This is a genomic window from Luteibacter sp. (assembly GCF_009912395.1).
In the GTDB taxonomy this organism is placed as follows: Bacteria; Pseudomonadota; Gammaproteobacteria; order Xanthomonadales; family Rhodanobacteraceae; genus Luteibacter.
Genome location: NZ_WNDO01000020.1, coordinates 59,290 through 78,313, shown reverse-complemented (window position 1 = coordinate 78,313; position 19,024 = coordinate 59,290). Strand labels below are relative to the sequence as shown.

Here is a 19,024-nt window from a genome sequence, read left to right as displayed (position 1 = left end):
TGTGAATGAGTCGTGAGGGTTATCTGTCCGGATATAGGACGGTTATGCCGCGACGCAGTGAAAGATGCTGCGATGAATCCCATGCGCCGGTGTGGCTACTCCTGGGTGCGAGAGCTATGCTTTGACGGTTTTAATCCTTCCCCCACACCGATATCCGCCCATGAATGCGATTCGCGCAGCCGAAAACGGCCAGTTCCATACCGTCGTCTTCGATGAACTGAAAAAAATCGACTATCCCGCGGAGCGCCTTAACGAGGCGCGCTTTTTTATCGAGGCCTTCTTCGAGCGCATCGCGCCGGCCGATTATGTGCTCCATACCCCGGAGCGCTGGGCCGCGCTGATCGCCGACCTGCTGGCCTTCGCCCGCGAGCGTAGCGCCGGCCAGGCGAAGCTGCGGGTCTACAACCCCGGCGTCTCGGGGTCGCGCGCCGTGATCGAGGTCGTCACCGACGATATGCCCTTCCTGGTCGACACCGTCTCGATGGTGGCCGCCGCCCACGCCGACATCCACGCCATCGTCCATCCGGTCGTCCCGGTGGTCCGCTCCGCGGCCGGCGTGCTGGAGTCGATGGGTTCGGGCGACAAGACCGAGTCGGTGATGCGCTTCGAGATCGATCGCCTTGACGATAACCAGCTCGACACGCTGCGTACCCAGCTCGAGACGGCGCTGTCCGACGTTCGCGAAGCCGTATCGGACTGGAAGGACATGCGTGGCCGCATGGTCCAGGTCGCCGACGACCTCGAAAAGCGCGCCCTTCCGTACACCGCCGAGGAAGTCCGCGAGGCCACCGAGTTCCTGCGCTGGGTCGCCGACGACCACTTCACCTTCATGGGCTACCGCGAATACGAAGTGGCCGCCGAAGGCGACGACGAGGTCCTGAAGACCGTCGATGGCTCCGACCTGGGCATCCTGCGCGCCGCCGAGCGCTCGCTGGCGCCGCGCTCGCTGCGCACGCTGGTCGCCTCGGAATTGCCGCGCTCGGGTTCGACCGACGCCATCATCCTCACCAAGACCAACGCCCGCTCGCCGATCCATCGCGCGGGCTACATGGATTACATCGGCGTCCTCAAGTTTGACGACAAGGGCCGCCCGGTCGCCGAACAGCGCTTCCTGGGCCTGTTCTCGTCCAACGCCTATATGGCCCACCCGCAGCACGTGCCGCTGGTCCGCGACAAGTGCGAGGCCGTGATGGCCCGTTCGGGCCTCAAGCGCGACTCCTACTCGGGCAAGTCGCTGCGCCACATCCTCGATACGTTGCCGCGCGACGAGCTGTTCCAGTGCAGCACCGACGAGCTGTTCGCCCTGTCGATCGGCCTGCTCGAACTGGCCCAGCGCACGCGCACGCGTCTGTTCATCCGTCGCGATAGCTACGGCCGGTTCTTCTCGTGCCTGGTCTACATCCCGCGCGATCGTTTCAACACCAGCGTCCGCGAGCGCGTGGAAGGCGTGCTGCGTGAAGCCTTCCACGGCGAGCACGTCGACTCCGCCGTGCTGATGGGCGAGGCCGCCCTGGTTCGCCTGCACGTCGTGGTGCGCCCGCGCATCGGCGACCAGCCGGTGTACGACGCCGTCGCCATGGAGGCCCAGATCGCCTCCATCGCCCGCAACTGGTACGACGAGCTGCGCGATCGCCTGGTCGAATCGATGGGCGAGCAGCAGGGCATCATCCTCGCCAACCGCTACGGTAAGGCCCTCCCGGCCGGCTACGTGGACGAGGTGTCCCCGCAGGTCGCTGCCGCCGACGTCGCCGCGCTGGCGGGCCTCGATGGTCCCGACGCGATCAGTATGTCGTTCTACCATCCGGCCCATCGTCCGGAAGAACTGCGCTTCAAGGTCTACCGCTCCGGTTCGGACATCGCGCTGTCGGAAGTGCTGCCCCAGCTGGAAAACCTCGGCCTGCGCGTGCTCACCGAGCACATGTACGAGGTGAAGCAGGGCGACGCCTCGTTCTACATCCAGGATTTCGAGGTCCAGCCGGTCGGCCGCCTCGCGTTCGAGGTGGAGCAGGTCGGCACGATCTTCGAAGATGCCTTCGAGCAGATCTGGCGCGGTAACGCCGAGAACGACGGCTTCAACCGCCTGGTGCTCGGCGCCAAGCTCAACTGGCGCCAGGTCGCCGTGCTGCGCGGTTACTGCAAGTACCTGCTGCAGACGGGTGTCGCCTTCTCGCAGGCGTACATGGAAGACGCCCTCAACCGTTACCCGGCCATCGCGGGCCTGATCATCGAGCTGTTCAACGCCCGTTTCGATCCGCGCCGCGAGAGCCTGGACGAGAAGGACCGCGCGTACGCCGAAGGCATGCTCTCGCACGAGATGCACGCCCTGATCGACCAGGACACCCTGGCCGCGCATCCGGCACTGATCGGCAACCTCGTCGCCTCGCTGTCGCGTCCGCGCGACGAGCAGGCCGTGGCGCTGGAAGAAGCCATCAACGCGCTGCTCGACAACGTGTCCAGCCTCGACGAAGACCGCATCCTGCGTAGCTTTATCGCCCTGGTGCACGCCACGCTGCGCACGAGCTTCTTCCAGGCCTGGGACGGCGCGTTCCGTTCGTATGTCGCCTTCAAGTTCGATTCGCACAAGGTGCCCGACCTGGCCAAGCCGGTCCCGTTCCGCGAGATCTTCGTCTACGCCCCGCGTGTGGAAGGCATCCACCTGCGCTTCGGCTCCGTCGCGCGTGGTGGCCTGCGCTGGTCCGATCGTCGCGAGGACTTCCGCACGGAAGTGCTGGGCCTGGTGAAGGCGCAGATGGTAAAGAACACCGTCATCGTGCCGGTCGGCTCGAAGGGCGGCTTCTTCGTGAAGCGTCCGCCGGTGGGCGGCGATCGTGACGCGCAGCTGGCTGAGGGCATCGCCTGCTACCGCATGTTCATCAACGGCCTGCTGGACATCACCGACAACCTCGTCGAGGGCAAGGTGGTTCCGCCGCACGACGTGGTGCGCCACGACAACGACGATCCGTACCTGGTGGTTGCGGCCGACAAGGGCACGGCGACGTTCTCGGACATCGCCAACGCCATCTCGACCGAACACGGTTTCTGGCTCGACGACGCCTTTGCCTCGGGCGGCTCCTACGGTTACGACCACAAGGGCATGGGCATCACGGCCAAGGGCGCGTGGGAGTCGGTCAAACGCCACTTCCGTTCGCTGGGCCGCGACAGCCAGACCCAGGACTTCACCACGGTCGGCGTGGGCGACATGTCCGGTGACGTGTTCGGCAACGGCATGCTGCTCTCCGAGCACATCCGCCTGCTGGCCGCGTTCGACCATCGCCATATCTTCCTCGACCCGAACCCCGACGCGGCGAAGAGCTTCGTCGAGCGCCAGCGCATGTTCGCCCTGCCGCGTTCGTCGTGGGACGACTACGATAAGTCGCTGATCTCGGCCGGTGGCGGCATGTATCCGCGCAGCGCCAAGTCCATCCCGGTCTCGGCCGAAGTGAAGGCGGTGCTCGGCATCCGCTCTGACGCCACGCACATGGCGCCGAACGACCTGCTCTCCGCCATCCTGAAGGCGCCGGTCGACCTGCTGTGGAACGGCGGCATCGGCACCTACGTGAAGGCCACCAGCGAAACGCACGGCGACGTGGGCGATCGCGCCAACAACGGCCTGCGCGTCAACGGCAACGAACTGCGCTGCAAGATCATCGGCGAGGGCGGCAACCTGGGCATGACCCAGAAGGGCCGCATCGAGGCCTCGCAGGCCGGCGTGCTGATGAACACCGACTTCATCGACAACTCCGCCGGCGTGGACACCTCCGATCACGAGGTGAACATCAAGATCCTGCTCAACGATGCCGTGCAGCGTGGCGAGCTCTCGTTCGAGGGTCGTAACAAGCAGCTGGCCGAGATGACCGACGAGGTCGGCCGCCTGGTGCTGTGGGACAACTACCGCCAGAACCAGGCCATCACGCTCATGGAGCACCAGTCGGTCCGCCGCCTGGGTTCGATGGCGCACTTCATCTCCACGCTGGAGGCCGAAGGCCTGCTCGACCGTCAGGTCGAATCGCTGCCGAGCCCGGCCGAACTGGCCGAGCGCAAGCAGAAGGGGCAGGGCCTGACTCGACCGGAACTGTCGGTGCTGCTGTCGTACGACAAGATCCGCCTGTTCCAGCAGTTGCTCGATTCCGACGTGCCGGAAGATCCGTACCTGTCACGCGAGCTGGTGCGTTACTTCCCCGTGCCGCTGCACGACAAGTACGCCGAGCACATGCAGCGCCATCGCCTGAAGCGCGAGATTATCGCCACCTCGGTGACGAACTCGACGATCAACCGCATGGGCGCCACCTTCATGATGCGCATGCAGGAAGACACGGGCCACGGCCCGGCGTCGATCGCCAAGGCCTACACCGCCGCACGCGAGATCCTCGATGCCCGTGAACTGTGGGCCGAGATCGAAGCGCTCGACTGCAAGGTGGCCGAGGACACCCAGATCGACGCGATCCTGCAGATCTGGTCGCTCCTGCGTCATCTGACGCGCTGGCTACTCAGCCGCCCGGGCGGTTCGCTCGACATCGCGGCGAACGTCGACCGTTACGCGGCCGAAGTCACCGTCCTGCGCAAGGCGTTGCCCGATGCCCTCACCGAGACGGGCCGTGCGGACTTCGCCGCCAGCCAGGAAAAGTGGGAAGGCCTCGGTGTGCCATCGTCGCTGGCCGTGCGCCTGGCCCGTATCCCGGTGCTCCGCGCGGCGCTCGACATGGTCGAGGTGTCCAAGCAGAGCGGCAAGGACATGGCCTCGGTCGCCAAGGTCTTCTACGAGCTGGGCGAAGCGCTCGACCTCGAATGGCTGCGTGGGCAGATCGAGGCGTTGCCGGTGGAAGGCGCATGGCACGCACAGGCGCGTGGTTCGCTGCTGGACGAACTCAATGCCCAGCATCATGCCCTGGCCGTGCAAGTTCTCGCCGTCGCCGGTGATCGCACCGATGTCAGCCCGGTCAAGGGCTGGCTGGAGCGCGACGACGCCACGCTGAAGTACACCCGTACGATGCTGGCGGAAATCCTCACCCAGAACGCGGACTACTCGATCGCCTCGGTCGCCGTCCGTCGCCTGGCGCAGTTGGCCCAGATTCCGGTCTGAGCCCTGGTGGAATGGGCGCCTTGGCGCCCATTCCCTTTCCTGTAGGAGCGCGCTTGCGCGCGATCGCGCGCAAGCGCGCTCCTACAGGCTATCGTTCCACGGTTCCCTGGCGCTAAGCTGGGGGTCGGACCTTAGCCAGCCCATCCATGCGCCTAGCCTTCGTCGCCAGCGAAACCGATGTCGCCCAACGCGCCCGTGCGGCGCTCGTGAAACGCTATGGCGGCGTGGAGCCGGGTGACGCCGAGATCATCGTCTCGCTGGGTGGCGACGGCTTCATGCTCCGTACGCTGCACACGCATCGCGCGCTGGGCGTGCCCTTCTACGGCATGAAACTCGGCCGTCTAGGCTTCCTCATGAACAAGCACGACCTCGACGCGCTCGCCGAGCGGATCGAACGTGCGCATCCGGCCGTGCTGCATCCGCTGGAAATGCACAGTACCTGTTGCGACGGCGCCGAGCACCGCGCGCTGGCCTTCAACGAAGTGGCCCTGCTACGTCAGAGCAACCAGGCGGCGCACCTCCAGGTGCGTCTCAACGGCGAAGTGAAACTCGACGAACTGGTCTGCGACGGCATCCTCGTGAGCACGCCGGCAGGCTCCACGGCCTACAACCTGTCGGCCCACGGCCCCATCCTTCCGCTGGATGCCAACGTGCTGGCGCTCACGCCCATCAGTCCGTTCCGTCCTCGTCGCTGGCGCGGCGCGATCCTGCCGCACGCGACCAAGGTGGGTTTCGACACCAAGGACCCGAACAAGCGTCCCATAAGCGCTACCGCCGACTTCCACGAGGTGCGCGACGTGCGCACCGTCGAGGTGAAGCAGTCACGGCGCAATTCGGTGCGCCTGCTGTTCGATCCGGAACACAACCTGCAGCAGCGTATCCTGGACGAGCAGTTCGCGCCGTAATGGGGTAAAAGCGCGCTTGCGCGCGATCCGGGTCGCGGCACACCCCATCGCGCGCAAGCGCGCTCCTACACGGATCACCTCGCCATGCCTCTGCCAGACACCCTCCATCCCAACGTCCACGCCGAAGCGTCAGCCCACGACAATCGTCTCGTCGTGGCGATTTCCTCGCGTGCGCTGTTCGACATGGGCGACAGCCACGACCTGTTCGAACGCGAAGGCATCGACGCCTACCGGGCGTTCCAGATCGAGCGCGAGGACGAACTGCTCCAGCCCGGGGTCGCCTTCCCGCTGGTGCAAAAACTGCTCGGCCTGAACAAGCTCTCCGGCGACGTGCCTCCAGTCGAGGTGATCCTGCTGTCGCGCAACTCGGGGGACACCGGTCTGCGCATCTTCAACGCCATCCAGCATTACGGCCTGGAGATCTCGCGCGCGGCGTTCACCAGTGGGGCGCCCACGTCCGACTACATTGCGCCGTTCAAGGCGGACTTGTTCCTTTCCGCAAATGCCGAGGATGTCGGCCGCGCGCTGCGCGCGGGCGTCGCGGCGGCCACGATCCTACCGTCCATCGCGCCGCCGCGTTCTACCGAACAGCTGCGTATCGCCTTCGATGGCGATGCGGTGATCTTCGGGGACGAAGGCGAACGGGTGTCGAAAGAGCAGGGCCTGGAAGCGTTTCACGCCAGCGAGACCGCCCGTTGGGCCGAGCCCCTCTCCGGCGGCCCGTTCCGTGGCTTCCTGTCGGCCCTGCATCGCTTGCAGGCGGCATTCCCTGCGGAAGATTCGCCGATCCGCACGGCGTTGGTGACCGCCCGCTCCGCACCCGCCCACAAGCGCGTGATCCTCACCTTGCGTCAGTGGGGCGTCCGCATCGACGAGGCGCTGTTTCTGGGCGGTCGCGACAAGGGGCCGTTCCTCGACGCGTTCGGTGCCGACATTTTCTTCGACGATTCCCCGGCCAACGTAGAGTCTGCCCGTCGCGTCGTGGCCACGGGCCACGTCCCCCACGGCGTTTCGAACCTGCCGTAGCGATCAGGTCATCGCGAAAGGCGGATCGCGCGCGAGCGTGCTCCTACACGATGTTTGTCCATCGCCACCATTGCGTGCGCTTCTCCTCGCGCACGAAGGTGAACAGGCCAGCGCCCAGGATCATCACGATGCCGACCAGCATCGGCCAGTCCAGGTGGTCGTGGAACAGCAGATATCCGAACAGGATCGCCCAGAGCATCTGGCTGTACTGCGTGGGCGCCACGCGGTTGGCCGGGGCGTTCTGGGTGGCCAGCATGAGCAGTACGGCGCCCGCGGCGGCTAGCAAGCCATAGCCCAGCACCAGGAACCACTGGTGCAGGTTGGGCCAGACGAAATGCGGAAGCATCATGATGAAGCCGGCGATCATCGGCCCGACCACGCCGGCGCCGTAGAGCGTGATGCGCTTTTCGGTCGCCCCGGCCATGCGCAGGGCGATGATCGACAGGGCGCCGGTGATGCCGCAGATGATGGCAGCCACGTGGCCGGTGCCGAGGTGGCGAAAACCTGGGCGCAACACCACCAGCACGCCCAGGAAGCCCACCAGCACGGCCGTCCAGCGCCGCCAACCCACCTGCTCGCGAAGGAACACCACCGACAGGATGGTGACGAAGATGGGCAGCAGGAAGATCAGCGAAAAGGCTTCGGCCATCGGCAGCGCCGTGAAGGCCATGACGGCGGTGACGTTGCCGATGGCACCGGCCATGGCCCGCAACAGCCAGAGCCCCGGCATCTTCGAGATCACCACTTCGCTCCAGCGGTCGCCGGGCTTCTTCAGGAAGGGCAACGCGGCCAGGGCCAGCACGGCGCCGAAGAACACCGCCTCGTACGCCGGCAGGCTGCCCTCGAGCGATTTCACGAAGGCGTCGCTCCACGCGTAGGCCGCGTAGCAGGCGAAGCCGAGCAGCACACCCTTGAACATCGAAGTATCACCAGTGGCCAGGGTGCCTATTATGCAAGCGTTTGCGACGTGCGCGTGGCGTCAATCCACCGGGTGGAGCGCCGAGGTGACGAGGGTCATCGGCGGCTCGCCCCGAACGAGGTGGATATGGCCGTTCAGGGCCCCCGTGTCGTCGTGGGCGAGGTAGCCCTGCCAGGGGGCAGGGGCGATGAGAGTGTCGTCGGCGACCGTCCATACCTGGGCCGGGTTGCCGCCCTGGCAGGGGACCCAGCGGATATCGTCGGCCGCGATGACCGTCAGGCATCGGTCGTAGGCGTTCGTGATCGTGGCGCTATGGCCATCCGGGGGCATGTCGACGCGGGCGATATCGCCGCGCCAGGTGATGGCACGGAGGCCGTCGTCGCGCCAGTAGATCGCATCGGGGGTGCCTCGGGCGGCCTGGATGCCGCGGATCGGACGGTCGGAGGCGTTGTCCAGCGCGAGATAGTCGCCGTTGGACAACGTGAAGACCAACGGCCCCTGGCGTCGACCGGCATCGTCGGGTGTGGCCGCCGCGGGGGCGATCGCCAGCATGGCAAGCAGTGAAGTGATGAGATGGCGTGGGGAGTGCATGTGCGTGTGTTTCCTTGGCGGGGCCGGGAAGTTTCCCGATCCGCGTCACGACAGGGCAGCGGAGAACGTCCCGTCGGCCCGTGGGCGACCGGCGACAGGCCACGTCCTTTGCTGCGCCCCGCCATGACCCTTCCATACCCTCGCGGCTACAATCGAGGGCTTTCAGGCAGCCCATCTGCGAGTACCCGTATGGCCCATCGTCTCAACCCGCTCGATCTCTACGACGTCCATTCGCTGCTCACCGAAGAGGAGCGGATGGTGCAGGACACCGTCGGCCGCTTCGTCGATGAAAAAGTGCTGCCGATCATCGGCGACGCGTTCGACAAGGGCCGTTTCCCGGCCGAACTGGTCCCCGAGATCGCCTCGCTCGGCCTGCTGGGCGCGACCCTTCCCGAGGAATACGGCTGCGCCGGCATGAATGCCGTGAGCTACGGCCTGATCTGCCAGGAACTGGAGCGTGGCGATTCGGGCCTGCGCAGTTTCGCGTCCGTGCAGAGTTCGCTGTGCATGTACCCGATCTACGCCTACGGCTCTGAAGAGCAGAAGCGCGAGTACCTGCCGCGCATGGCCGCGGGCGAGGTGATCGGTTGCTTCGGCCTCACCGAGCCGCACGGCGGTTCCGATCCGGCGAACATGAAGACCGTGGCGCGCAAGGATGGCGGCGATTGGGTCATCAACGGCGCCAAGATGTGGATCACCAACGGCAATCTCGCCCATATCGCCATTGTCTGGGCGCAGACCGAGGACGGCATCCAGGGCTTCATCGTGCCGACCGACACCAAGGGCTTCGCGGCGCAGGAAGTGCACAAGAAGATGAGCCTGCGCGCGTCGGTCACCTCCGCGCTGTTCTTCGACGACGTGCGCGTGCCGGACAGCGCGCGCCTGCCCAATGTGAAGGGCCTCAAGGGCCCGCTGGGCTGCCTCACCCAGGCTCGCTACGGCATCACCTGGGGCCCGATCGGCGCCGCCCAGGCCTGCCTGAAGGAAGTGCTCGACTACACCTCGCAGCGCATCCTCTTCGGTCGCGCGCTCGCCGCCAACCAGGCGGTGCAGGTGAAGATGGCCGACATGGCCCGTCGCATCACCATGGCGCAGTTGCTCTCGCTGCAACTGGGTCGCCTGAAGGATGCCGGCACGATGCAGCCGACGCAGGTCTCCCTGGCCAAGTGGAACAACGTGCGCATGGCGATCGACATCGCCCGCGAATGCCGCGACATCCTCGGCGGCGCGGGCATCACCACCGAGCATTCGGCCATCCGCCACGCGCTGAACCTCGAATCGGTCATCACCTACGAAGGCACCGAGACGGTGCATCAGCTGGTGGTGGGCCGCGAACTGACGGGTATCAACGCGTTCTGAGGAACCGCCATGCACGGACCGCGCATCGAAACCGACCGGTTGATCCTCCGCCCCACGGCGGCGGAAGATTTCGACGCCTGGGCCGAGTGCCTGGGCGATCCGGAGGTGATGACGTTCCTGGGTGGCGCGCAGTCACGGGCGCTCGCATGGTGCAACTTCATGACCATGGCGGGTAGCTGGACGATCCTCGGCTTCGGCATGTTTTCCGTCATCGAGCGCTCCACGGGGCGCTGGATGGGGCGGCTCGGTCCCTGGCAGCCCGAAGGCTGGCCGGGACACGAGATCGGCTGGGGCCTCAATCGCGAAAGCTGGGGCAAGGGCTACGCCACGGAAGGGGCCGCCGCTTCGATGGACTGGGCGTTTGACAACCTTCCCTGGGCCGAGATCATCCATTCGATCGATCCGGACAACCTTCCCTCCATCGCGTTGGCAAAGCGACTCGGTTCCACGTTGAAAGGGCCCGGGCAGCTTCCCGAACCGTCCGCCGACCACCGCATCGACATCTGGGGTCAGACCCGCGCGGAATGGAAAGCGCGTCGGCGATAGCACTCACTTCCAGGAAACGACCGACGATGTTTACCGTGCATGGCCTGCGTACGTCCGGCAATTGCTACAAGCTGCAATGCCTGCTCGACATGCTGGGCAAACCGTATCGCTGGGTGGATGTCGACAGTGCGCACGGCGCCACGCGCACGCCCGAGTTCCTGGCGATGAATCCCAACGGCAAGGTGCCGCTGCTGGTACTCGACGACGGGCGTCGGCTTGTCGAGTCCAACGCGATCCTGTGCTACCTCGCCGAAGGTTCCACCTATTTGTCGGCTGATCCATGGAAGCGCGCGGTCACGCTGCAATGGATGTTCTTCGAGCAATACAGCCACGAGCCCTATGTGGCCGTGGCGCGTTTCATTCGTCGATGGTTGCCCGAAGAGCACGCGCGTTACGCTGAACTGCCGCAACTGCTCGAACGTGGCGCGAAAGCCTTCGATGTGATGGAGGAAGCGCTATCGCACGACGCGTTCTTCAGTGGTGGTGACTTCGGCGTGGCCGACATCGCCTTGTTCGCTTACACGCACTGCGCCGCCGATGGCGGCTTCGAGATGTCCCGCTGGCCCCGCGTCGCCGCCTGGCTCGATCGCGTCCGTGCCCAGCCGGGCTTTACCGCGATGCATTCCTGACTCCCCTTACGGAAGTTCGTCCATGTCCGTTCCGCATACCATCGCAGCCCATCACAAGGGCTTCAATCGCGCCGAGATCGTCGACCAGAACTTTGTCGAGTTCGTGCAGTTCTGGCAGGGCGATGTCGCCCGCGCGCCGCACGACGACGAGCCGGTGCTTCCCGGTAGCGCGCTGGACGCGCGCGGCTTCCGCGAGCTGCTCGAATCGCAGCTGATCAGCCGTCATCTCGACCTGATGGCCCGCGTTTTACGCGTTCAGAACAAGGTGTTCTACACCATCGGTTCGTCCGGCCACGAAGGCAACGCCATGGTGGCGCGTCTCACGCGGCATACCGATCCGGCTTTCCTGCATTACCGTAGCGGCGGCTTCATGGCCGAGCGCTTCCGCAAGCTTCCAGGCATGGATCCAGTGATGGATTCGGCGCTGTCCTTCGCGGCCAGCAGCGAAGATCCCGCGTCCGGTGGCCGGCACAAGGTGTGGGGCAGCAAGCCGCTGTGGGTGTTGCCGCAGACGTCCACCATCGCCTCGCACCTGCCCAAGGCCTTGGGCACCGCCATCGCGATCGAGCAGGGCAAACGCATTCGTCATGAGCTGCCGATCCCTGACGACTCGATCGCGCTGTGCTCGTTCGGCGATGCCTCGTCGAACCATGCCACGGCGCAGACGGCGTTCAACGCCGCGGCCTGGACGGCCTATCAGAAGCTGCCCGCACCCGTGCTCTTCATTTGCGAGGACAACGGCATCGGCATCTCGGTGAAGACGCCGAGCGGCTGGGTGGCGAACAACTTCGAGCGTCGCGCCAACCTCGACTATTTCTATGCCGATGGCCTGGACCTGGCTGGCGGCTATGCCGGCGTGCAACGCGCGGTGGAACACTGCCGCAGCACGCGCCGCCCGACCTTCCTGCACCTCAATACCACGCGCGTTATGGGCCATGCGGGCACCGATTTCGAAATCGAGTGGCGTTCTGTGGAAGAACTGGTGGCGCTAGAAGCGACCGATCCGCTCCTTCGCAGCGCCACCATCGCGCTGGCGTCCGGGCTTTACGACCGCGACAGCCTGCTCAACCTCTATGCCGAGGTGCGCAAGCGTTGTTTCGCCGCAGCCGAGGAGGCCGATCGCCGCCCGAAGCTGGACTCGCTCGTCGACGTGATGAAGCCGCTGGCACCGTACACGCCGGACGCGGTACGCGCGGAGGCGGAGCGCAAGGCTGATGCCGCGGAACGCGAGCGCGCCTTCGGTGGCGCCGAGAAGCTTCCGGAGAAGCAACCGCCGCGCCATCTGGCGATCCAGATCGGCCAGGCGCTGCACGATCTCATGGCGAAGTACCCGGAAAGCCTGCTGTTCGGCGAAGACGTGGCCCAGAAGGGCGGTGTCTATACGGTAACCAAGGGCCTGCACAAGGCGTTCCGCAACACGCGCGTGTTCAACACATTGCTCGACGAGACTATGATCCTCGGGCTCGCCCAGGGCTACGCGAACATGGGCATGCTGCCGCTGCCCGAGATCCAGTACCTGGCGTACTTCCACAACGCCTGCGACCAGATTCGTGGCGAAGCAGCTTCGTTGCAGTTCTTCTCCAACGACCAGTATCGCAACCCGATGCTGATGCGCGTGGCGTCGCTGGGTTACCAGCGCGGCTTCGGCGGTCATTTCCACAACGACAATTCCATCGCGGCCCTGCGTGATATCCCGGGCCTGGTGGTCGGTTGCCCGAGCCGTGGCGATGACGCCGCGACGATGTTGCGCACCCTGGGGGCGCTGGCGAAGGTCGATGGGCGTGTCACGGCGTTCCTGGAACCCATCGCGCTGTACATGACCAAGGACCTGTATGAGGCTGGCGACGGTCAGTGGCAGTTCCCGTATCCCGCACCGGGCGAAGCGATGCCGCTGGGCGAGGGCAGGGTATACAACGAAGGCCACGACGATCTGGTGATCTTCACTTTCGGCAATGGCGTGCCAATGAGCCTGCGTGCTGCGAAGCGTATCGAGGCGGAGCGTGGCTGGAAGGTGCGCGTGGTGGACCTGCGCTGGCTGGTGCCGCTCAACGACGCCTTTATCGCCGCTCAGGCGGCGAAGGCGAAACGCATCATCGTGGTGGACGAGGGGCGCAAGAGTGCAGGCGTAGGCGAGGGTGTCATCACGGCGATCGTGGAAGGCGGATACGGCGCCACGCCGCTGCACCGCGTGGTGGGTGCCGACACCTTCACGCCGCTCGCCGGCGCAGCCTTCCTCGTGTTGCCGGGCGACGACGATATCGTCGCGGCGGCCGCGAAACTGGCCTGATGCGAGATGGCCCAGGCCCGTGTAGGAGCGCGCTTGCGCGCGACCCCGCGTAGCGGGCCAGGTTGCCGCTGCCGCGGATCGCGTGCAAGCACGCTCCTACAAGTGCATCGCCACGCCATTAGCTTGATGTAGGAGCGCGCAAGCGCGCTCCTACAGGGTTTCCATCAAGCCGGCTGCGGAGCGGCGATGACGCCGAAGCGCTCCAGCAGCTGCGTCTGCGCATCGCGCATCGGTTGGCCGCTGGCGGGCTGCAGTAGCACATAGGCGCCATCCGCCTGCTGCAACCACGCCGAGTGATTGTCGTTGAGGTAGAAATCCAGCTCACGGCGCACGCGCTGCTGGAGCTTCTTGCCCTCGATGGGGAAGCAGGTTTCCACGCGGCGTTCGAGGTTGCGTTCCATCATGTCCGCGCTGGCCAGGTACAGGTCCGGTTCGCCGTCGTTATGGAACCAGTACACGCGGCTGTGCTCCAGGAAGCGGCCCACCACCGAGCGTACGCGGATGTTCTGCGACACGCCGGGGATGCCCGAACGCAGGCAGCACATGCCACGCACAATCAGTTCCACCTTCACGCCGGCCTGGCTGGCGCGATATAGCGCGCGGATCATCTTCGGGTCGGTGATCGCGTTGACCTTGCAGATGATCTCGGCCTTCTTGCCGGCGGCGGCATGGGCCGCCTCGCGAGCGATCAGGTCGAGCAGGGTCTTCTTCAGCGTGAACGGCGCATAGAGCATGCGCTTCATCTTCAGTGCCTTGCCCATGCCGGTGAGCAGGCGGAACAGGCGGTGCACGTCGTCGCACAGTGCCTCGTCCGAGGTGAGCAGGCTGTAGTCGGTGTAAAGGCGCGCGTTGCCGGAATGGTAGTTGCCGGTGCCCAGGTGGGCGTAGCTCACCAGCTTGCCGTTCTCGCGACGCTGCACGTAGGCCAGTTTGGCGTGCGTCTTCACGCCCACCACGCCGTAGGTGACCACGGCGCCGGCCTGTTGCAGGCGCGAGGCCAGGCTCAGGTTGGATTCCTCGTCGAAGCGTGCGCGCAGCTCGACCACGGCGGTGACTTCCTTGCCCGCGCGTGCGGCTTCCACCAGCGCGTCGACGATTTCGGAGTTGGCGCCGCTGCGGTAAAGCGTCTGCTTGATGGTCAGCACCTGCGGATCCTTCGCCGCCTGGCGAAGGAAATCCACCACCGGCGAGAACGACTCGAACGGGTGGTAAAGCAGCACGTCCTGCTTGCCGATGACGGAGAACATGTCCTCCGCGTCGGCCAGCGCCTTCGGCAGCGCGGGCACGAAGGTGGGAAACTGCAGCCGCGCGTAGTCCGGCTTCAGCGTCATCTCGAACAGGCGGGCGAGGTTCACCGGCCCGTTCACTTCGTAGAGTGAATCGGCGTCGAGCGAGTACTGCTTGAGCAGGTAGTCGACCAGCGGTTTCGGACAGTTGTCGGCCACTTCCAGGCGCACGGCGTCGCCATAGCGGCGCGAGAAGAGTTCGCCGCGCAGGGTGCGGGCGAGGTCTTCCACGTCTTCCGGATCGATCGAGAGATCGGCGTTGCGGGTCAGGCGGAACTGGTACGAGCCCAGCACGCGCATGCCGGGGAACAGGTCGTCCGCGTGGGCGTGGATGATCGACGACAGCAGCACGTAGTTGTCGCCGTCCTCGCAGACATCGGGCGGCAGGCGGATGATGCGCGGCAGGATGCGCGGGGCGGGCACGATGGCCAGGCCCGAATCGCGACCGAAGGCGTCGGTGCCTTCCAGTTGCACGATGAAGTTGAGGCTCTTGTTGACCAAACGCGGAAACGGATGCGTGGGATCGAGGCCGATCGGCGTGATGAGCGGCGCAACTTCGTGCCGGAAATAACGGCGCACCCACAGCTTCTGCTTGTGCGACCACTGGTTACGCCGGACGATGCGGATGCCTTCCTCTTCCAGCGCGGGAAGGATCTTCTCGTTGAGGATCTGGTACTGGCGCTCGATCTGCCGGTGGGCGATCTCGGAGATTTCGGCAAGTACGCGGCGCGGCGGGATGCCGTCGGCACCGATCACCTCGTGATCGAAGGCGATCTGTTGCTTGAGTCCGGCTACGCGGATCTCGAAGAACTCGTCCATGTTGGACGAGAAGATCAGCAGGAACTTCAGGCGCTCGATCAGCGGCTTGGTTTCGTCCAGGGCCTGGTCGAGCACGCGGATATTGAATTGCAGCTGCGACAGCTCGCGGTGGATGTACAGCGCAGGGTCGTTGAGATCGACACCGGGCTGTTCCGGCGGAGCGGGCAGGCGGGGCGCGGGGGCCTTGAGCGTGGCGTTCGACTCGGTGGGGGGCGTCATCGTATCCAGGGCAGCGGTCCTCATCGCAGATCGCGACGAACCCATGTTACGCCGCCCAGCGAGCTTATGACTGCGCTTTTACATCGGAATGACATGGTGGCGGGAAATCGGCGTGAAAAGGCCGATGCGGCGCTTCCGCAGGCAGGTGGACCGGGGCGCTGGGTTCCTGTTTTCACAGGAACGACGGTAGGTGAAGGTGCGGCGTCCTTCAGCTCGTCGTCCCTGCGAAAGCTAAGGACCCAGCGCCGGGCAATCGGTTAGTGCGACGAGGTCAGTTCGTCTGCAATCCGCGCAGTTCCACCGCATCGCCATCGATGCGCAAGACGGAACCGTGGTCGTACCAGTCACCCAGCACGATGCGTTGCGCCGCTACGCCGTCGAGCGGGAAATCGTGGATGGCGGGGCGGTGCGTATGCCCATGCACCAGCCGATGCACGCCGGCCTTGCGCATGGTGTCTTCGACCGCGCCCTGGTTCGCGTCCATGATGGTTTCGTCGGTGCTGCCGGTCTTCGACTTGCTGTCGCTGCGCGCCTTGGCGGCGAAGGCACGACGTGCCTCCAGAGGCATGGCGAGGATCTGCTGCTTCCATGCGTCGGTGCGCACCTGCGCACGCACGGCCTGATAGGCGACATCGTCGGTGCACAGCACATCGCCATGCATGAGCAGGGTCGGCTTGCCTTCGATGTCGTGGACGGTGCCGTCCTCCAGCAAGGTCAGGCCGGCGCGTTCGGCGAAGGCTTCCCCAAGCAGGAAGTCACGGTTGCCAACCATGAAGTACACGGGCACGCCGCTGTCGCGTAGCGATCGCGTGGCTTTCGCAATGCGTGTGGGAAGGGCAGCATCGTCGTCGTCGCCGATCCAGGCTTCCACGAGGTCGCCGAGAATGTAGAAGGCGGACGCCGCGCGGGCCTCGTCGGACGCGAGGTAGCGTTCGAACAGTTCGGTGATCTGGGGGCGCGCGTCGTCGAGGTGCAGGTCGGCGATGAACAGCGTGCTCATGTGGCCTTCTTGTCGTTCTTCTTGTCGGCCTTCTTCGGCGCGGCTGGCTTGGCCGGCTCGGCGGCGGGCGCCTTGCTGCTCGATGCGGCGGCCGGAGCGGCCTTCTCTTCGCCCACGACATAGGCCGAATCGATGATCACGAGCGGGTTGGGCACGTCGCCGACGAAGGGGCCCTGCGCACGGGTCGGCAGCTTGGCGATCTTGTCGACGGTGTCCATGCCGGAAACGACCTTGCCGAACACCGCGAAACCCCAGGTGAGGCCGCTCTGGTTGCTGACATAGTCGAGGCGGCGGTTGTCCACGAGATTCACGAAGAACTGCGACGTGCCGGAATTGGCGTCGGCACCGCGCGCCACGGCCACGGTGCCGCGCAGGTTCGACAGGCCGTTATCGGCCTCGCTGGGAATCGGCGCGCGGGTGCGGCGCTGGGTGAGGTCGCGGCTGTAGAGGCCACCCTGCACCATGTAGCCGTCCACGACACGATGGAACACGGTGCCGTCGTAGAAGCCGTCGCGCACGTACTGGAGGAAGTTGGCGGCGCTCTTGGGCGCCTTCTCCGGGTAAAGCTCGATCGTGAAGTCGCCCTGGGTGGTATGCATCGTCACCCGCGGGTGCTCGACCGGGCCTTGCTGGGCCGGCGTGGCCGGCTTGGCCGCCTGTTGGGCCATGGAGGCGGCCGGCAGGACGAGGAGGAGGCTGGCGAGGGCGGCTCTGAGCATGGGTGACCGGCGCTTACGGCTGAACAATCCCGCCATGATACGCCCGTTTGCACAGGCTGCCCTGAATTGACTCATTCGGTGACGATTTCGAGTTCCAGGCCCAGTTCGGCCATGGGTTCGCGCTCCTGGTCGAGGTCGGCCTCGGTGAGCGGATGCTGGTCGAGCCAGTCGGCAGGCAGCGACAGGCGCAGACGCTGGCGGGTGGCGGCGACGCGGATCCGGGGCAGGGCCTCGGCCCGGCGGGCACGGCGGAACAGCACGCCCAGGCGCAGGATGGCCGTGATATGCCGGGCCAGCATGCGATAGCGCACAGGCAGGGCGGAGATCACGGACTTCTCGGGCTTGCGACGGTGGCACTCGACGATGGCGGCCAGCAGTTGCTGTTCCTGCCGCGAGAAGCCCGCCATGTCGGCGTGGCGAAGAATGTAGGCGCCGTGCCGCTGGTGCTGGCTGTGTGCGATGGCCAGGCCCAGCTCATGCACGCGGGCGGCCCAGGCGAGCCATTCACGGCCATCGTCGTCGAGCTTCCAGACCTTGGCGAGCTGGTCAAACAGCGACAGGGCGGTGGTTTCCACGCGCCGGGCCTGGGCGCGGTCCACGCCGTAGCGGCTGGCCAGCGAGTCGATGCTGGCCATGCGCGGGTCCGTACCGGCCGAACGGCCGATCAGGTCCCACAGCAGGCCCTCGCGCATGGAGCTTTCCGAGACCCGCAGGCGTTCGATGCCCAGGGCTTCGAACGCCGCCTCGAAGATGGCGACGCCGCCGGCGAACACCTCGGCGCGGTCCTCGGCAAGCCCCGGCAGTTTCAGCACGCCGGACGATCCCTGCTCGATCAGGGCTTCGCGGACGACGGCCAGTGCTTCGGGCGTGACGCCGTCGTCGGAAAGCTTCATGGCGCGCACGACCGAGCCGATGGACTTGGCCGTACCCGAGGAGCCATAGGCATCCGCCCAGCCGGCTTCGCGGTACTCCTCGGCGAACTGCTGGAGTAGCACGCCGATTTCGCGGCGGGCCTTCTGCCAGCGCTTGCGGGTGATCTTGCCGCCCGGGAAGAAGCGCATCGTGGAGGCGATGCAACCGACCTGCACGCTTTCGGTGTGCAGCGGCGAGGTGCCGCGGCCGATGATGAATTCCGTGCTGCCGCCACCGATATCGATCACCAGGCGATGGTCACGCGAGGCGGGCAGGTCGTGCGAGGCGCCCAGGAAGATCAGGCGGCCTTCCTCGCGACCGGAGACGATTTCCACCGGATGGCCCAGGGCGGCCTCGGCGGCCGACAGGAAGGCATGGGGCGAGGCCAGGCGCCGCACGGTGTTGGTGGCCACGGCGCGCACGTGCAGGGCAGGGATGCCCGCGATGCGCTGGCCGAAGCGGGCGAGGCTCGCCAGCGCGGCGGCGCGATGGTTCGCGTCGAGGGTGCCGTCCGGCCGCAGGCCCACCGCCATGCGGACGGAATCGCGCAGGCGGTCGATGACGCGGGGTTCGCCGTGTTCGTAGCGGGCCACCACCATGTGGAAGCTGTTGGAGCCCAGGTCGACGGCGGCGAGCAGTTCGCCTTCGTTGATCTGGGATTTACCTGATGTGGGCAAGGGAAATGTCCGCAGCAACTATGTCGGGAATTCTGGCACGCATCGCTCGT

The 19,024-nt window shown here is 65.9% G+C and carries 13 protein-coding genes; 7 read left to right on the top strand and 6 right to left on the bottom strand.

Annotated elements, in window-relative coordinates:
- Positions 1-160: 160 nt before the first annotated feature.
- From GAK28_RS17305 to GAK28_RS17295, 3 genes are all read left to right on the top strand, one after another.
- Positions 161-5,080: an NAD-glutamate dehydrogenase domain-containing protein gene (locus GAK28_RS17305; protein ID WP_291781977.1), complete on the top strand. Its 4,920-nt coding sequence runs from the start codon at positions 161-163 to the stop codon at positions 5,078-5,080.
- A 146-nt stretch (positions 5,081-5,226) separates the two neighbouring features.
- Positions 5,227-5,985, top strand: a complete 759-nt coding sequence (locus GAK28_RS17300; protein WP_291781973.1) for an NAD kinase — start codon at positions 5,227-5,229, stop codon at positions 5,983-5,985.
- Between the two features lie 84 nt (positions 5,986-6,069).
- Positions 6,070-7,011: a 5'-nucleotidase gene (locus GAK28_RS17295; protein WP_291781970.1), complete on the top strand. Its 942-nt coding sequence runs from the start codon at positions 6,070-6,072 to the stop codon at positions 7,009-7,011.
- A gap of 43 nt (positions 7,012-7,054) precedes the next feature.
- On the opposite strand, the gene GAK28_RS17290 is transcribed toward GAK28_RS17295, so the two are convergent.
- Positions 7,055-7,930: a DMT family transporter gene (locus GAK28_RS17290; protein WP_291781968.1), complete on the bottom strand. Its 876-nt coding sequence runs from the start codon at positions 7,928-7,930 to the stop codon at positions 7,055-7,057.
- A gap of 60 nt (positions 7,931-7,990) precedes the next feature.
- A complete protein-coding gene (locus GAK28_RS17285) occupies positions 7,991-8,521 on the bottom strand; it encodes a hypothetical protein (protein WP_291781965.1) in 531 nt (176 codons plus the stop codon).
- A 189-nt stretch (positions 8,522-8,710) separates the two neighbouring features.
- Between GAK28_RS17285 and GAK28_RS17280 the strand changes: the two genes are divergently transcribed.
- The 4 genes from GAK28_RS17280 to GAK28_RS17265 are packed head-to-tail and all read left to right on the top strand — an operon-like array spanning position 8,711 to position 13,342.
- On the top strand, positions 8,711-9,880 hold the full coding sequence (locus GAK28_RS17280; protein ID WP_291781962.1) for an acyl-CoA dehydrogenase family protein: 1,170 nt from the start codon (positions 8,711-8,713) through the stop codon (positions 9,878-9,880).
- 9 nt (positions 9,881-9,889) lie between these two features.
- Complete coding sequence (locus GAK28_RS17275; protein ID WP_291781959.1) at positions 9,890-10,426, top strand: GNAT family N-acetyltransferase; 537 nt, start codon at positions 9,890-9,892, stop codon at positions 10,424-10,426.
- A gap of 26 nt (positions 10,427-10,452) precedes the next feature.
- Entirely contained in the window at positions 10,453-11,055 is a 603-nt protein-coding gene (locus tag GAK28_RS17270; protein WP_291781956.1) for a glutathione S-transferase family protein, read from the top strand.
- Between the two features lie 22 nt (positions 11,056-11,077).
- The gene (locus GAK28_RS17265; protein ID WP_291781953.1) at positions 11,078-13,342 is read left to right on the top strand and encodes a thiamine pyrophosphate-dependent enzyme; all 2,265 of its coding nucleotides are present in this window, start codon (positions 11,078-11,080) and stop codon (positions 13,340-13,342) included.
- A gap of 164 nt (positions 13,343-13,506) precedes the next feature.
- Here GAK28_RS17265 and ppk1 read toward each other — a convergent pair whose 3' ends face one another.
- The 4 genes from ppk1 to GAK28_RS17245 all read right to left on the bottom strand — a co-directional run bounded on the left by ppk1 (position 13,507) and on the right by GAK28_RS17245 (position 18,974).
- Positions 13,507-15,666 (bottom strand): polyphosphate kinase 1, encoded by a 2,160-nt coding sequence (ppk1, locus tag GAK28_RS17260; protein ID WP_291781950.1) that lies wholly within the window; start codon positions 15,664-15,666, stop codon positions 13,507-13,509.
- 271 nt (positions 15,667-15,937) lie between these two features.
- Positions 15,938-16,666 (bottom strand): UDP-2,3-diacylglucosamine diphosphatase, encoded by a 729-nt coding sequence (locus GAK28_RS17255; protein ID WP_291781947.1) that lies wholly within the window; start codon positions 16,664-16,666, stop codon positions 15,938-15,940.
- Positions 16,663-17,385 carry a peptidylprolyl isomerase gene (locus tag GAK28_RS17250; protein ID WP_291781943.1) on the bottom strand — a complete coding sequence of 241 codons (723 nt, stop codon included), beginning with the start codon at positions 17,383-17,385 and terminating at the stop codon, positions 16,663-16,665. Before GAK28_RS17250 ends, GAK28_RS17255 begins: the two co-directional genes overlap by 4 nt.
- 71 nt (positions 17,386-17,456) lie before the next feature.
- A complete protein-coding gene (locus GAK28_RS17245; protein WP_291781941.1) occupies positions 17,457-18,974 on the bottom strand; it encodes a Ppx/GppA phosphatase family protein in 1,518 nt (505 codons plus the stop codon).
- Between the last annotated feature and the right edge of the window lie 50 nt (positions 18,975-19,024).

What these genes read in the sequence shown, in the direction of transcription:
- GAK28_RS17305 (WP_291781977.1), top strand. Translation starts at nt 161, where the DNA reads ATGAATGCGATTCGCGCAGCCGAAAACGGCCAGTTCCATACCGTCGTC.
- GAK28_RS17300 (WP_291781973.1), top strand. Translation starts at nt 5,227, where the DNA reads ATGCGCCTAGCCTTCGTCGCCAGCGAAACCGATGTCGCCCAACGCGCC.
- GAK28_RS17295 (WP_291781970.1), top strand. Translation starts at nt 6,070, where the DNA reads ATGCCTCTGCCAGACACCCTCCATCCCAACGTCCACGCCGAAGCGTCA.
- GAK28_RS17290 (WP_291781968.1), bottom strand. Translation starts at nt 7,930, where the DNA reads ATGTTCAAGGGTGTGCTGCTCGGCTTCGCCTGCTACGCGGCCTACGCG.
- GAK28_RS17285 (WP_291781965.1), bottom strand. Translation starts at nt 8,521, where the DNA reads ATGCACTCCCCACGCCATCTCATCACTTCACTGCTTGCCATGCTGGCG.
- GAK28_RS17280 (WP_291781962.1), top strand. Translation starts at nt 8,711, where the DNA reads ATGGCCCATCGTCTCAACCCGCTCGATCTCTACGACGTCCATTCGCTG.
- GAK28_RS17275 (WP_291781959.1), top strand. Translation starts at nt 9,890, where the DNA reads ATGCACGGACCGCGCATCGAAACCGACCGGTTGATCCTCCGCCCCACG.
- GAK28_RS17270 (WP_291781956.1), top strand. Translation starts at nt 10,453, where the DNA reads ATGTTTACCGTGCATGGCCTGCGTACGTCCGGCAATTGCTACAAGCTG.
- GAK28_RS17265 (WP_291781953.1), top strand. Translation starts at nt 11,078, where the DNA reads ATGTCCGTTCCGCATACCATCGCAGCCCATCACAAGGGCTTCAATCGC.
- ppk1 (WP_291781950.1), bottom strand. Translation starts at nt 15,666, where the DNA reads ATGACGCCCCCCACCGAGTCGAACGCCACGCTCAAGGCCCCCGCGCCC.
- GAK28_RS17255 (WP_291781947.1), bottom strand. Translation starts at nt 16,666, where the DNA reads ATGAGCACGCTGTTCATCGCCGACCTGCACCTCGACGACGCGCGCCCC.
- GAK28_RS17250 (WP_291781943.1), bottom strand. Translation starts at nt 17,385, where the DNA reads ATGCTCAGAGCCGCCCTCGCCAGCCTCCTCCTCGTCCTGCCGGCCGCC.